The organism is Arthrobacter sp. fls2-241-R2A-200 (assembly GCF_030209745.1).
GTDB lineage: Bacteria > Actinomycetota > Actinomycetes > Actinomycetales > Micrococcaceae > Arthrobacter.
Genome location: NZ_JARVRJ010000017.1, coordinates 183,371 through 197,937, shown reverse-complemented (window position 1 = coordinate 197,937; position 14,567 = coordinate 183,371). Strand labels below are relative to the sequence as shown.

General features: G+C 63.8%; 10 protein-coding genes. 6 read left to right on the top strand and 4 right to left on the bottom strand.

Annotation, left to right across the window (positions count from 1 at the left end; translation table 11 throughout):
• Positions 1–28 precede the first annotated feature (28 nt).
• The 3 genes from QRN42_RS16650 to QRN42_RS16640 all read left to right on the top strand — a co-directional run bounded on the left by QRN42_RS16650 (position 29) and on the right by QRN42_RS16640 (position 3,504).
• The gene (locus tag QRN42_RS16650) at positions 29–1,471 is read left to right on the top strand and encodes a PucR family transcriptional regulator (RefSeq protein ID WP_284980239.1); all 1,443 of its coding nucleotides are present in this window, start codon (positions 29–31) and stop codon (positions 1,469–1,471) included.
• A gap of 78 nt (positions 1,472–1,549) precedes the next feature.
• Complete coding sequence (locus QRN42_RS16645; RefSeq protein ID WP_284980238.1) at positions 1,550–2,821, top strand: MFS transporter; 1,272 nt, start codon at positions 1,550–1,552, stop codon at positions 2,819–2,821.
• The gene (locus QRN42_RS16640; protein WP_284980237.1) at positions 2,818–3,504 is read left to right on the top strand and encodes a FadR/GntR family transcriptional regulator; all 687 of its coding nucleotides are present in this window, start codon (positions 2,818–2,820) and stop codon (positions 3,502–3,504) included. Before QRN42_RS16645 ends, QRN42_RS16640 begins: the two co-directional genes overlap by 4 nt.
• A gap of 116 nt (positions 3,505–3,620) precedes the next feature.
• Here the strand turns inward: QRN42_RS16640 and QRN42_RS16635 are convergent, their stop codons facing one another.
• The 4 genes from QRN42_RS16635 to QRN42_RS16620 all read right to left on the bottom strand — a co-directional run bounded on the left by QRN42_RS16635 (position 3,621) and on the right by QRN42_RS16620 (position 9,031).
• Positions 3,621–5,087, bottom strand: coding sequence for an FAD-dependent oxidoreductase (locus tag QRN42_RS16635; protein ID WP_284980236.1), 1,467 nt, complete (start codon positions 5,085–5,087; stop codon positions 3,621–3,623).
• 20 nt (positions 5,088–5,107) lie between these two features.
• Positions 5,108–6,379, bottom strand: a complete 1,272-nt coding sequence (cobA, locus tag QRN42_RS16630) for a uroporphyrinogen-III C-methyltransferase (RefSeq protein WP_284980235.1) — start codon at positions 6,377–6,379, stop codon at positions 5,108–5,110.
• Positions 6,380–6,498: 119 nt separating this feature from the next.
• Positions 6,499–7,410: a glutaminase gene (locus QRN42_RS16625; RefSeq protein WP_284975441.1), complete on the bottom strand. Its 912-nt coding sequence runs from the start codon at positions 7,408–7,410 to the stop codon at positions 6,499–6,501.
• 4 nt (positions 7,411–7,414) lie between these two features.
• Positions 7,415–9,031: a PucR family transcriptional regulator gene (locus tag QRN42_RS16620; protein ID WP_284980234.1), complete on the bottom strand. Its 1,617-nt coding sequence runs from the start codon at positions 9,029–9,031 to the stop codon at positions 7,415–7,417.
• 370 nt (positions 9,032–9,401) lie between these two features.
• Between QRN42_RS16620 and QRN42_RS16615 the strand changes: the two genes are divergently transcribed.
• The 3 genes from QRN42_RS16615 (at position 9,402) to QRN42_RS16605 (ending at position 14,561) form a co-directional block, all read left to right on the top strand.
• Positions 9,402–10,895 (top strand): amino acid permease, encoded by a 1,494-nt coding sequence (locus QRN42_RS16615; protein ID WP_410550901.1) that lies wholly within the window; start codon positions 9,402–9,404, stop codon positions 10,893–10,895.
• A 34-nt stretch (positions 10,896–10,929) separates the two neighbouring features.
• On the top strand, positions 10,930–13,698 hold the full coding sequence (locus tag QRN42_RS16610; RefSeq protein WP_284980233.1) for an aminotransferase class I/II-fold pyridoxal phosphate-dependent enzyme: 2,769 nt from the start codon (positions 10,930–10,932) through the stop codon (positions 13,696–13,698).
• 113 nt (positions 13,699–13,811) lie between these two features.
• Positions 13,812–14,561 (top strand): hypothetical protein, encoded by a 750-nt coding sequence (locus QRN42_RS16605; protein WP_284980232.1) that lies wholly within the window; start codon positions 13,812–13,814, stop codon positions 14,559–14,561.
• Positions 14,562–14,567 lie beyond the last annotated feature (6 nt).

The following is a 14,567-nucleotide window of genomic DNA, read 5'->3' as shown; positions in this document are numbered from 1 at the left end:
TTGACCAACGCCGGGTTATCCTTTCACCATGGCCATGTCCCTCGCTTCGCTCGTCGCTGTCCCGTCCCTGAAACTCCGCCGAGCAGGGAGCGCGGAGACCACCTGGGACCAGGACATCAGCTGGGTAGCAGTGACTGAGTTGGAAGATCCGCAGCGCTTCCTGAGCGGTGGGGAATTGGTCCTCACCACTGGGTTGCGCCTCAAGAGCGCTGCCGATCAGCGTCGGTTCGTCCGGCAGGCCCAACGCGCGGGGGCCGTCGGCATCGGCTTCGGCATTGGCTTGACGCACGAGTCCGTCCCGGACGCCCTCATCGCGGAGGCAAACCGTTGGGGCCTGCCCTTGGTGGAGGTGCCGTATGAGACCCCGTTCATTGCCATCGGCAAGCTGGTGGCCGAATCCCACTCAGCCGATCACTACTCCAACCTGGAGCGGCTCCTCGCCGGGCACCAGATCCTGGCCCGCTCGCTTCTGACCGGCGGTGGCCTCAACGAACTCCTCAAGCAGCTCGGAAGCATGCTGCGGACCGATGTTGTGCTCACCCAGTTCAGCGCACAGCTCTACAACAGCGTGGCCGGCAAGCCGGCTCCGACGGCGGACGGCTGGGCCTCCTACCCCATCCCCACAGGCCGGAGGGACGCCTGCACGCTCTGGTTGCGCCAGCCCTTCGTGGACTCCGGAATCGTCAGTTATGCGCAAAACCTCATCAGCGTGGAGCTGAACAACATGGTCAAGCAACGCCAGGCCCAGCGCGCCATGGCCGGCCAGGTTTTGGACGACGTCATTCATGGCACCCTGGAGACGATCGAAGCTGCCCGGCGCTTGGCGGGGGTGGGAATCAACAGCACCCGAAAGAACGTGGTACTGGTCGCTGAGTCCTCCGCGCACACCAAACAACTGATCAGCATTTCCCTCCCCCAAGCGCTGGACGCGGGCGTCAGCGCCGTCGTCGGGAAAGACTTGGTGACGGTTATCCCGGACGATGGAAGCTCGGCGACTGCCTTGGCCAAGGGGCTCAGCGATCACCTTCAAGAGGCCGGAATACATGCGGTCATCGGCATCGGCGGGGCGTACACCAAGCCAAATGGCTTGCGCTGGAGCTACTTTGAAGCGCGCGACGCCGTGGCGCACGGCTTGCCGGTCAACGAACCGGAGCGGCTGAGCCTGACCTCGTTGTTGCTGGCCAGTGAGGACGTTCCGCTGGCCGACATGGCCAGCGAGTCGCTCACTCCGCTGCGGAAATTCGACGCCGCGCACGGAGCGGAACTGGTAACCACACTGGAAAGCTATCTCAACAACAACGGTTCGGTCGCCGCCGTCGCCGATGCCTTGACGCTGCACCGCAACACAGTCAGATACCGCTTGGCGCAGATCACCGAGCTGACCGGTTACGACCCCTCCCAGACCCAGGATCGGGTGCAGCTCTGGCTTGCCCTGGCGGTGCAGAGATTGGGTTCGCGGCAGCCGCGGTAGCCCCGTAGGGCTGCGGGGACGGCGAGAGATCCACCACAGAACCACGAACATTAGACGTCAAACGTCTAACCTTTAGCTATGGCTGTGTCGACTCCCCGTACCCCCAACACCGAAAGCCCCTCCCTGACTCCCGTTTCGGGCGGCAAGCAGGGCGTGGCACCCAAGCCACGTGTCGTCGTCGTGGTGGGCATCATTGCCGTGGTGTTGATCGGCCTGAACCTACGTGCCGGCATCACCAGCGCGGCGGCACTGTTCCACGACTTGCAGCAGAACCTGGGCTACGGGGCGTTGGTGGCATCGATCTTGCCCTCCATTCCGTTGCTCTGCTTTGCGGTGGCCGGGATGGGAACAGCATGGTTGACCCGCCGGGTTGGAGTCGAAAAGGCGATCTTTATTGCCCTGGTGTTGCTCGCCGGCGGCCTGTTGGTGCGCGGCGTCCCGGCAACTGGCGCTTTGTTGGGCGGCACCGTGCTCGGAATGTCCGGTCTGGCTGTGTGCAACGTCGCCATGCCGTCCTTCATCCGGGAGCACTACGCGGAGCGAACCTCCATGATGACAGGGCTCTACACGTTCGCCATGTCCGGCGGCGCAACGTTCGCCGCGGCGGTCAGCGTTCCCTTGGCGCAGCAACTCGGTACGCCGTCCCTGGGCTTGGCTGCATGGGGTGTCCTCGGCGTCGCAGCGCTCCTTGGTTTCTTCCCCGTTGTCCTTCACTCGCACCGCCACGCGAGCAAGGCCGACGCCGCACGCGTTTCCATGTGGCCGCTGCTGCGCACACGCCTCGGCCTGCTGATCACTGCCATCTTCACGCTGCAAGCGTTCCTTGCCTACGCCGTCATGAGCTGGTTCGCCTACATCCTGACCTCCGAAGGTCTCAGCGCTTCCGACAGCGGATTGCAGTTCGGCATTATGCAGTTGGTCTCCGTGGCCGCCGGCATGATCCTCCTCGCGCTCGGTTCCCGGCGCGGCATGCTTCGGCCCACGCTCTACCTCGCGAGCAGCGCCACGCTTGTGGCCATCGGTGCCACGATCTGGCTGCCCACGTCCTTGGCCGTCATTCCGGCGGTACTCTTTGGTTTCGGTCTGGGCATCTTCCCGCTGGTCCTGGTGATCATCAGCCGCAGCGGCCGGTCGACGGCGGAAACCACCGCGCTCTCCACCGTCGCCCAATCCGTGGGGTACTTGATCGCCGCAATTGGCCCGTTCGGCATGGGCTTGCTCCACAGTGCCACTGGCAGTTGGGTCTTGCCCTTGGCGTTGCTTTCCATCGTTGCTGTGGCGCTAATGATTACCGGCCACCTGCTTACGAGCAAGCGCACCGCCACCAAAACGGGACCGAGGACAGCATGACCCTGACACCTTCACATCGGCCGGCGCTGGCCGAGGAGATCACCGCCAAACTCCGGGACATGATCACAACAGGTCAGTGGCCGCTCCAGGAGCGGATCCCGGCGGAGCCCGAGCTGATGGCGACCCTGGGTGTGTCGCGCGGAACCCTCCGGGAGGCCATTAAGGCCCTGGCCCACTCCGGGATGCTCGAGGTCCGGCGCGGCGATGGCACGTATGTCCGTTCCAACAGCGAAATGTCCGGTGCAGCGCAACGGATGTACGCAGAGCACACGCAAGAACACGTGGTGGAAGTGCGCCTCGGCCTTGACACCCAAGCCGCGCGGCTTGCCACCAAGCATGCCACCGCAGAGGACCTTGCTGAGATGCGCAGGTTCCTGGCCCTCCGGCGCGATGCGTGGGAAAAGGGAGACTACCCGGCGTGGGCGCGGGCCGACTGGGATTTCCACGAACGGGTGGCTTCGGCCTCCGGGAACCCCCTGCTGCATCAGCTGTACGCATCATTTGGCGGGGTCTTCCACAACGACCTGCTGCGCAGTCAGCGCGAAGACGGCTTCAACGGCCTCCCCCGGGCAGGACATGACGAGCTGATTGAAGCTCTGGAAGCCCGTGACCCCGAGGCCGCCGTCCGCAGCGTCTATAAGAACCTGGACTACAGCGTGGACCAAGGACACAACGTTCTCTAACCGTTCGCAGCGCCGTGGCACGTGCGGGCCGCTTTAACGCCGTCGCCCGACCTTAACGCCATCGCCCGACCACAGATGTGGTCGGGCAACGGTTACAGCGGAATTCAGGCAGGGATTTAGACCTCCGCGGCTACTCCGTCACGGGAGATGGTGACCATGTCCTCGCGCGGCACAACCTTGATGCGTTCCCGCTTAACCTCAACACCGTGGGATCCGCCGGCCTCCGTGGCCGCTGCGCCGAGTGCGAGTTCATGGGCGTCCAGCGCAAGCCAGCCTTCCCAACTGGTGAACTTCACGCCGCGCGCGTCAAGAAGATCCACGACGGCGTCTGCCGCGGGAACTTCCGCAGTCGGCAGGTTCTCCCGGTCCTCCAGAAGGTACGTGACTGTTTCGAGGGCATCGCCCTTGGTGTGCCCGATGAGGCCCACCGGACCACGCTTGATCCACCCAGTGGCGTAGAGCCCGGGGACGTGGTTTCCGTCGGCGTCGAGGATACGGCCGCCGTCGTTGGTAACAACGCCCTTCTTGTGGTCGAACTCCACGTCCGGCAGGGCCGAGCCGAAGTAGCCGATGGCGCGGTAGACGGCCTGGACGGGGTAATCGATGAACTCGCCCGTGCCACGGGCATTGCCGGTTCCGTCCAACTCGGTGCGCTCAAACTTGATGCCTGCCACCTTCCCCGGGGTCTCCGGGGAATCGACAATTTCAACCGGGCTGTGCAGGAAGTGCAGGTGCAGGCGGCGGGAAGCCGTGAGCTCGGAGAGGTCCTCGGGCTGCTCGGCGATCCAGTTGGTGAGCGTGCCAACCATGGTCTTGGTCTGGTTGTTGGTCTGGATCTGGCGGTCCGACTCTTCGTCGAATTCGAAGTCTTCGGCGTACAGAATGATGTCAACGTCCTTGGAGTGCGAGAGCTCGCGCAGTTCCAACGGAGTGAACTTGACCTGGGCCGGCCCGCGGCGGCCAAAGACGTGAACGTCGGTGACCGGGGAGTTCTTCAGGCCGGCGTAGACGTTGTCCGGGATTTCGGTGACCAGGAGGTCGTCTGCGTGCTTGGAAAGGACGCGGGCTACGTCCAGCGCCACGTTGCCGTTACCAAGAACCGCGATTTCCTTGGCATCCAAGGGCCATTCGCGGGAGACATCAGGGTGGCCGTCGTACCAGGAAACAAAGTCCGCGCCGCCGAAGGAACCCTCAAGCTCGATACCCGGGATATTCAGGTCCGCGTCCTTGATGGCGCCGGTGGCGAAGATGACGGCGTCGTAGTGCTTACGGAGGTCCTCGATGGAGATGTCCGTGCCGTAGTCGACGTTGCCGAAGAAGCGGATGTCGCCGCGGTCCAGCACCTTGTGCAGCGCGTTCACGATGCCCTTGATGCGGGGGTGATCCGGTGCCACGCCGTAGCGGATGAGGCCGTAGGGTGCTGGGTAGCGGTCAAAAAGGTCGATGCTGACATTGAGTTCGCCGCTCTTGACGGCCTCGCTCTTGGTCAGGATGTCCGCGGCGTACACACCGGCCGGGCCGGAGCCGATGACGGCGACGCGAAGCGGACGGTCCGCAGAACCTACGGGAGTGCTAATTGACACGGCTGTGTTCCTTCTTCTGTTCAGTTAGTGCGGACGCGGGGACGATTAGGGGTGATGGTGCTGTAATCAGCGGTCTTGAAATGCTGCGGCGCAAAGGGGCTGACACGGACGACGTCGCCGATCACGATGACCGCTGGATTGGCCACACCGATGGCTTCGGCCTGATCCGCGATGCTCCCCAGCGTACCGATAGTGACGCGCTGATTCGGCAAATACCCGTTCTCAACGATACCTACTGGAGTGTCCAAAGGCAGACCCGAGCCAGCCAAGGAAGCCGCAGAATCACGCAATTGAGCCACCCCCATGAGCAACACCACAGTGTGATCGGGCCGGGCGGGGACTTCGGACAGCTCCTCATGGCCGGTCACCACGCTGAAGCCTTTGGCCAACCCGCGGTGCGTCACTGGAATGCCGGCGGCAGCGGGAACCGAGATTGCCGACGTCACGCCGGGCACAACTTCAACCTCGACGCCGTTCTGGCGGCAGAACTCCGCTTCCTCCCCGCCGCGCCCCAAGACATACGGGTCCCCGCCTTTGAGGCGGACCACCCGTTTGCCCTGCAAGGCTTCGTCCACGAGGATGCGGTTGATCTCCAGTTGAGGCACGGGGTGGTGTCCAGGAGTTTTACCCACCTCAATGACGCGGACGTCAGGGGCGAGTTCGTTGAGCAACTCGCGCGGGCCAAGACGATCGGCAACCACGACGTCGGCCTGGCCCAGCAAGCGCCGGCCGCGGACCGTGATGAGCCCGGAGTCGCCCGGACCCCCGCCGACGAGTGCGACCGATCCTGTGGTTCCGGAAGCGTCCGGCGTGCGGTGGCGCCTCAGCGGCAGGTCCCCCGTTTCGAGGGCCGTTGCCACGGCGTTGCGGAGGGCCATGGCGCGGCGCGGATCTCCGCCGGCGTTGATGGCGATTTTGACATCGTCGACGACGGCGACCGCGGGCGTCCACGCCGCTGAGGCTTCATGGTCGGAGGCGTTGACGCACCACAACCGCTGCGCCTCGGCGTCGGCAGCCACTTGGGTGTCCACGGCGGAAGTGCCGGTGGCGGTCTGGACGAACCAGACGCCGTCGAGGTCCTCCGTGCGGTACTCGCGGCGCTCCCAGGTGAGCAGGCCGGCGTCGGATAGCCCGCGAAGGTTATCGGTGGCAACCGGAGCGACCACGGTGACTACTGCACCGGCGTCGAGCAGTCCTTTGGCCCGGCGCTCCGCGACGGGACCGCCGCCAACCACCAGCACCGGCCTGCCCAGAAGCCGCAGCGCCGTGGGGTAAATGTCCTGTATTGCCATGAAAAAACTGTAGGGCGGCTCCGTAACATGCTTCAAAGGCCCGGAAACACCCGGTAACGCTGGGTAATGCTGCGTCACATAGAGCGCAGGCCTAAAACACAGGGCCTGGAACACAGGGCCTAAAACACAGACCACCCCGTGCGGGTGGTGAACTCGTCCAAAGCAGCGACACCGGCCACAGAGTTGCCGGACCTCCCCAGCCCTGGACTCCACACACTGATGGCGCACTTGTTGGGGACCACAGCCACGATCCCACCGCCCACGCCACTCTTGCCCGGAAGTCCCACCCGGTACGCGAACTCCCCTGCGGCGTCATAGGTTCCGCAGGTAAGCATCACGGCGTTGATCCGTTTGGTCTGCGCGGGCGACAGCAGCCGGGTGCCTTCAGCGCCGACGCCGTTGGCTGCCAGGAACCGGGTTGCGAGCGCCAGGTCTTCGCAGGTCATCGCCAAGGCACATTGGTTGACGTAGGACTCAAGGACGAGGTCCACCGGGTTCTCCAAATTGCCGCAACTGGCCAGGAAGTGTGCCAGTGAGGCATTGCGGTGGCTGTTGGCCAGTTCGGAGCCTGCCACCCGCTGATCCGCTTCAAGCGTGGCGTTTCCTGTCTCCCGCCGCAGGAGGTCCCGAACAGCCATCGCAGCACTCCCGGTGACGCTCAGGAGCCTGTCCGAAACCACGATGGCGCCAGCGTTGATGAAGGGGTTCCGCGGAATGCCGTTTTCGCTCTCCAGTTGGATCAAGGAATTGAACGGATTACCGGACGGTTCCCGGAAGACGCGCTTCCAGATGCCGTCGCCGTCGAACGCCAACACCAAGGCGAGCGCGAAGACCTTGGAGATGCTCTGGATGGAGAACTCCACGTGGGCATCCCCCGCGGAGAAAACTTCGCCGTCCCGGGTGGCTACGGAAATGCCGAACTGGTGGGGATCAACGGCGGCCAGTTGCGGGATGTAGTCGGCCACGTTTCCTTGGCCGACATGGGGCTGCACGGCCCCCACAATGTCGTCGAGGAGGTTTTGAATGTCCATGGTGTCAGCCCTTTGTGCCTGCGTAGGTCCAGAGCCTGATCTGGAGGTGGGCGAGTAGTCGTTGGTCCGCGGACTGCAGATCCAACCCAGCCACTTCGCAGGCGCGGCGGAGCCTGTAGTGGACGGTGTTGCGGTGGATGGCCAGTTCCTCGGCACACCGGTTGACGTCGCCAAAAAACTCCAGGTAGGTCAGCAGCGTCAACGCGAACTCCGGGTAGAGGCTGCAGAGCTTGGTGATCCCTTCATGCCGGAGGGTTGTCCGTGACCCGAGCAACTCCAGGAGCTCATTGGTCAGCACCGTGGTTTCAACGTCGCTGTAGGACGCAACCCTGATCGACGGCGTGGCCTCGAGCACCTTGAGGACATTCCGGACGTGGTCCAGCGTGGCGGACAATGCATCCAAGCGGGGAACAATCGGGCCAACGGCTGCCTGGACGTGGAAGTGCAGGTGGGTGGTGGCATCACGGACAATCGTGTTGACCAGCCGGTTGATGGCAGGCAGCGACTTTGCCGGGTCCAGGTCCGGGAGGATGATGGCCGTCTCAAGGCCCAAAGCTCCCACCACTGCGCCGGGACGGTATCCGGCCGCATGGATGGAGGCGAGGTTGGAGAGCTCGCCCCTGCGAAGCTGAAGACCCGCTGGGCTCTGGTCCAGACCTCCTGCGGAGATCAGCACCAGTGCCGCCGGTTTTGATGGGTCGATGCCTGCGGACTGGGCTTGGGAATGGACCTGTGCGGTGCCGCTGAGCAGGCTGGACACGCGGTCCTCGCGCATCGACTGGGACTGCTCGTTGCGGTGCCGTACCAGTTCGACGGCGGCATGGCGGGCGGCCCCGACCATCAGCCTGTCGGTGTTCGGTGCGAGGGGCTCGGCGCCCTCCTGCAACCAGATGTAGCCCATGACACGGCTACCGGCATGGATACCGATGGCTACCCGTTCCCGGAGTCCCGCTTCCGGGTTGGCTTCAACATGGACGGGCGCTTCGGTGGCTTGAAGGTGTTTGTAGACCCCGGATTCCTTGAGCAGCTTCTGGTACCGCTCCGGTCCGCGCCTGGCCAGGATGGAGAGGCGGCGTAACTCGTCCACATCATTGGAGGCAGGCGAATAGGCCAGTACTTGGTTGCCGGGGTCCTCGATCACCACGTGCCCGTTGGTCAGGGTAGCGGTGGTCTGCGCAATCGCGAACAGGTCCCGGTGGACCGACGTGGGGCTGTCCCCCGGAACATCGTTCTCGTGGATTCGGTCCATGACGATGCGCTTGAAGTTGTCCCAGCGCAGGCCCGGAGCTACCGCGATGAGTCCGATCCCGGCTGGTTCCAGCAGCTGGGCCGTGGCTTCCAGTTCACGTTCGTTGCCTTTGACGGCAATGGCCGCGGGCCGGTAGGTCATGATCCGGCGGATAGCAGGCAGCGCCGCCCGACCGCGGGCGCCTATGAGCATCACCAGGGTTCCGGGCTGAACCCCGTCTTCATCTTCGGCATCCACGATGATCGCATCACGGACGATCCCGTTGTCCGGGTTGGGTGCCAGCAACAGCCTGGCGTTGTCCACTCCCAGGTCTTCCAGTACATCGCTTAGCAGGGTGACGACATCGTCGTCGTCGGGTTCCAGGGCTTTCAACGAAGCTGACGCTTCCTCTCCTTATTAAGTTCGTCGCATTGACTTCACCGCATTTTCACCGGCCCAGGGCATTTTTCGCCATTGAAAAATACCTGCCGGTGCATGCGCATGAACGCGCACAGCCAGCAACATTACCGGCACTTCAGCTCAGCAGTGTTGTCCTCCCAGCACAAGAGCCGGGCCGTGAATTTGGTTCGCCAGCCAGTTTCCCGAGGACCGTCTCGCCCTAGAGTTGGTGACTGTCCCCAAACGCCACGAAGACTGCCCTGGGACGCGCCCAAGCCATGGTGCCCGCGTCCTTCAGTCCGGCCACGCGTTGCGGAGTATTGAGCCACCTGACCGGTGGCGCCGGAGTCAAAGGAGACCCCCAGTGATACCCAGTCCAGCTTCAACAGAGAAAGCCGCGCCGAGCCTTCACGGCGCGTTGGCCACCGCCACTAAACCTTCCGCCGCGCACGATTTTTCCTTGGAGGAAGTCGGCTACCGAAAGACGCTCAAGCCCCGGCAAATCCAGATGATCGCCATCGGAGGCGCTATTGGAACCGGCCTTTTCATGGGCGCAGGCGGCCGGCTCCACGCTTCCGGACCGGCCCTGGTCCTGGCCTATGCGGTATGCGGGTTTTTCGCTTTCCTGATCCTGAGGGCCTTGGGCGAGCTGGTGCTGTACCGTCCGACGTCGGGCTCTTTCGTTTCGTACGCCCGTGAGTTTTACGGCGAGAAGATGGCGTACACGGCCGGTTGGCTGTACTTCCTGAACTGGGCCATGACCTCCATTGTGGACGTCACCGCCGTCGCCCTGTATGTGAAGTTCTGGGGCCACTTTTGGGCGCCCCTCAACGATGTGCCGCAGTGGCTCGTGGCGCTCGTTGCCTTGGTGGTGGTGCTGTCCCTTAACCTCGTTTCGGTCAAAATCTTCGGCGAGATGGAATTTTGGTTCGCCCTCATCAAGGTGGGCGCATTGGTGGCGTTCCTAGTGGTGGGCGTCTGCTTTATCGTCTTTGGCGGCAGGACCGACGTCGGCATTCCGGGGCTGAACATCATCGCTGAAAACGGCGGAGTGTTCCCCACCGGAGCCGTGGCGCCGCTCCTGGCGATCAGCGGCGTCGTGTTCGCCTACGCCGCGGTTGAGCTCGTGGGCACTGCCGCGGGCGAAACAGCCAACCCCCACAAGGTCATGCCCAAGGCCGTCAACACCGTGGTGCTTCGGATCGGCATCTTCTACGTTGGCTCTGTTCTGTTGCTGTCCCTTTTGCTGCCTTTCACGATGTACAAGGCAGGCGAATCACCGTTCGTGACCTTCTTCTCCCACCTCGGCGACCCGCAGGCCGGGGCCGTCTCGGCGTCGGTGATGAACTTCGTGGTCTTGACCGCCGCGCTCTCCAGCCTCAACGCAGGGCTTTACTCAACGGGCCGGATTCTGCGCTCCATGGCGCTCAATGGCTCGGCTCCCCGCTTCACCGCCAGGATCAGCGCGTCAGGAGTCCCTTACGGCGGAATCCTCCTGACCGCGGCAATCACCTTGGTGGGCGTGGGTCTGAACGCCATAGTTCCCTCACAGGTCTTCGAGATCGTGCTTGAGATCTCGGCTGTGGGCATCATCGGCGGCTGGGCCACCATCATGTTGTGCCACATCAAACTGCAGTCCTGGGTCAAGACCGGCAAAGCCACCAGGCCCGCGTTCCGGCTCTTCGGTGCCCCTTTCACGTCATACTTGACCCTCGGGTTCCTGGCCTTCGTGCTGGTCACCATGGGCTTTTCCGAAACCGGCCGTTGGGTGCTGGCGTCGCTGCTGGTCCTTGCGCCACTGCTGGTGGCGGGTTGGTACGCGTACCGGGGCCGTATCCGCAGTGGCCTGACCGCATAGCCGTTCCGTCAGTTTGAAAGAGAAAAAACTACACATGAGCAACCACTCCCCGTCCCCCACCATTGGCACGCCCAGCCGGGCCTGGCGTTCCCGCGCCGACGCCTGGGAGTTCCTGGGATACGCCATCAAGCAATTGGCGTCGGGCCGTCACAGCGATTCGTCGGACCCGGACCTCGGCTCGCAGATCGGCCGGGCCTTCGCCCTTCTGGAGGCCGTGGAACCGTATTGGGCGCAGCCGGGGGTAGCGGTAGTGGCACAGTTGCGCCACTTCGTCGACGACGGCGATCCCCGCTCCGCGCTCGACCTCCTGTCGGGTTTGTCCAACCTTCCCCTCGCGGCCGCAACCGAGTCCGGTACCGGCGCCGTCGTCGAGCCTTTGGACGATGATGGCGTGGCCGGTGCCGGCGGCCCGGAGCGTCCCCGCTTCGAGGTGCTGGTGGTGGACACCCTGGATCACTTCGAGGCCGAATCGCTCAAAGCGGATATGGCCGCACAAGCCCGGCCTTCGGACGCCTTCACGTACGCCATCAACGTGGTGCCCAGCTACGAGGATGCTTTGGTTGCCGTCCTCCTCAACCCGGATATCCAGGCTGTCATTCTGCGCCCGGGCTTTTCATACCGCAGCACACAGCCTTTGGGCCGGGATCTCCGTAAATTCCTGGCCCCGCACTCGGACCAGGGCTTGGAGTCGGCCCGGCCACTGCGGCGCATTCTTGGTTTGGCCGAGGCTGTTTCCGGAATCCGACCGGAACTGGATGTCTACCTGGTTGCGGGTGTGTCCATCGAGTCCTTGGCAGGTTCCTTGACCAAGGGGTTCCGGCGGATTTTCCGCAGGCAGGACCACTTGGACCTGCACCTTTCCCTCCTGTCCGGCGTTGCAGAGCGATACGAGACACCGTTCTTCACCGCCCTGCAGGAATACAGCCGCAGGCCCGCAAGCGTCTTCCACGCGCTCCCGATTTCCCGCGGCGCGTCCGTTGGTAACTCCCCTTGGATCAGGGACATGGCCGACTTCTATGGGACGAATCTCTTGCTGGCCGAAACGTCTGCGACCTCCGGGGGGCTGGACTCCTTGCTTGACCCCCACGGATCCATCAAGCGTGCACAGGATCTCGCAGCCCGGGCGTTTGGTGCCCAGCGGACCTACTTCGTCACCAACGGAACGTCCACGGCCAACAAGATCGTCCACCAATCAATGCTTGCCCCCGGCGATGTGGTGCTGGTGGACCGCAACTGCCACAAATCCCACCACTACGCTTTCGTGCTTGCCGGCGCCCGTGTCTCGTACCTGGATGCATACCCTTTGGACAAGTACGCCTTTTACGGTGCTGTCCCGGTGGCAAGCCTGAAGCGGCGATTGTTGGAGTACCGGCGTGCCGGGCGCCTTCACGAGGTCAAGATGGTCACGCTGACCAACTGCACCTTCGACGGAGTGGTTTACGACGCCGAACGGGTCATGGAGGAATGCCTCGCCATCAAACCGGACCTCGTTTTTCTCTGGGACGAGGCGTGGTTTGCCTTCGCGCGCTCCCATCCGGTGTACCGCCGTCGTACGGCCATGGCGGCGGCCGCGAGCCTGACGGCGTCGTTCGCTGATCCCGCCTACGCCGCCCGGCACGCGGCACAGGCCAAGGCACTGCATGATCCGGTCACCGGCGAACCCGTTGCCGACGAGGCATGGATCCGGGAGCGGCTGGTGCCTGACCCCGCCGTCGCACGGATCCGGGTGTATGCCACCCAGTCAACCCACAAGACGTTGACCTCGCTGCGCCAAGGCTCCATGATCCACGTGTTCGACCAGGACTTCGCCTCGTCCAACAGTGAGTCTTTCCGCGAGGCGTATATGACCCACACGTCCACGTCGCCGAACTACCAAATCCTGGCGTCCCTGGACATCGGACGGCGCCAAGTGGAGCTGGAAGGTTACGGCCTGGTCCAGAAACAGTCCGACCTCGCCGTCTCAGTGGCGCAGGCCGTGGCCCGCCATCCCCTGCTGCGGAAGTACTTCCGGGTTCTCTCGTCGCGGGACCTCATTGAGGACCAGTACCGGGAGACCAGCTCAACCATGCCGTTGCGGGAAGGCCTGGCCGAGCTCCAGGACGCATGGCAGCGCGACGAATTCGTCATTGACCCCAGCCGCCTCACGCTGGACATCAGCAGGACAGGGATCGACGGCGACACGTTCCGCCACAGCTATCTGATGGACGGTCACGGGATCCAGGTGAATAAGACGTCCCGGAACACCGTGCTGTTCATGACCAACATCGGCACATCGCGCAGTTCCGTGGCCTACCTGATCGAGGTGCTGGTCAAGCTTGCGGAGGGCTTCGAGGACTCTCAGGGCACCGTACGCCCAGGCTCAACACACCCCACCGGCCGAGGGTCGGTCGGGGTGGGACAGACGCCACCTTTGCCGGACTTCAGCACCTTCGCTGAGCGCTTCCGCACAGCCGACGCTTGCGAGGACGGGGACATTCGGGCCGCCTACTTCGAAAGCTATAAGCCGGATTCCACGCGCTACTTCTCAGCTGAGGAAGTAGCGGCTGCAGTCGCCGCCGGGCAGGAGGTGGTCTCCGCAGGTTTTGTCACTCCCTACCCGCCGGGCTTCCCTATCCTTGTCCCGGGCCAGGTCATCACACGGCAGACCTTGGAGTTCATGGCGGCTTTGGACACGCGGGAAATCCACGGCTTTGATCATGACCGCGGGTACCGGGTGTTCGCTGACCACGTTTCGGGGACCAAGGGCGCGGAGGGTGTTGGCAGTGAGGGTGTTGGCGCGGGGCTGGTGACGGCCGCCTCGTAACGTTCGGCAGGCGGGTTCTTTCAGTTAGCATCCAGCCTCGGCTCGTAGAGTGGCTGCAGGCCGGATACCAAGCCCGGCCTGCAAGACTCGAAAGCGGAAGGAAACAGGTAGAAATGCCGACAAACCTCTCATTGAAGACCCGCCTCGGCGTAGGAGCAGCAGCGGTTTTGGCCGCCGGCGCCATCGCCAGCGTGGGCGTCAGTGCCGCCTCAGCAACATCCACGTCCCCGTCCCCGTCGGCGACATCGACGGCCGCCCCGTCCACAGGAGCCAAGGCACGCACCCACGCAGGCCTGCACGGCCTCGGTGCTTTCCTGGAAATCACGGCGAATAGCCCTCAGGCGGCCGGTGACCGTGCTGCCAAGGCAGCAACAGCACTGGTGAACCACCAGCAGGTATTCGCCAAGCTCCCCGCCGCCTTGCAAACTGACCTTAAGGCACTCAAGGACGCCGCCCCCGCTGACCGCGTAGCCGCCGCCTACAAGATCAAGACCACCGCCCTGTCCGGCGGATACGGTGCAGAGATCCAGACGCGGGCCGAAACTGCACAGAAGACCAAGACCGAAGGCAAGACGGAAGGTGCGGGCCTGCGGTCGGAGCTGCGCTCAGCGTTCACGTCGGCCAACCCCGGCGCGGGACTCCAGAAGGTCGCCGATCAGGTGATCAGCCACCCGAAGCTTTTCGCCAAGCTCCCGGCCAACCTGCAAGCTGACCTGAACACCCTCAAGGCCGCCGCACCGGCTGACTTGGATGCCCAGGCCAACAAAATCAAGGACACCGCGCTGAACGGCGGTTACGGTGCCAAGATCCAGAAAGCCGCCCAGGCCCTCGGCAAGAAAGCCGAAGCAGCGTCGGCCTCATAAACAGAA

Bases quoted from the DNA above. Each gene is read 5' to 3' on its own strand.
- QRN42_RS16625 (WP_284975441.1), bottom strand. From the start codon at position 7,410: ATGGACATTCAAAACCTCCTCGACGACATTGTGGGGGCCGTGCAGCCC.
- cobA (WP_284980235.1), bottom strand. From the start codon at position 6,379: ATGGCAATACAGGACATTTACCCCACGGCGCTGCGGCTTCTGGGCAGG.
- QRN42_RS16640 (WP_284980237.1), top strand. From the start codon at position 2,818: ATGACCCTGACACCTTCACATCGGCCGGCGCTGGCCGAGGAGATCACC.
- QRN42_RS16605 (WP_284980232.1), top strand. From the start codon at position 13,812: ATGCCGACAAACCTCTCATTGAAGACCCGCCTCGGCGTAGGAGCAGCA.
- QRN42_RS16645 (WP_284980238.1), top strand. From the start codon at position 1,550: ATGGCTGTGTCGACTCCCCGTACCCCCAACACCGAAAGCCCCTCCCTG.
- QRN42_RS16610 (WP_284980233.1), top strand. From the start codon at position 10,930: ATGAGCAACCACTCCCCGTCCCCCACCATTGGCACGCCCAGCCGGGCC.
- QRN42_RS16650 (WP_284980239.1), top strand. From the start codon at position 29: ATGGCCATGTCCCTCGCTTCGCTCGTCGCTGTCCCGTCCCTGAAACTC.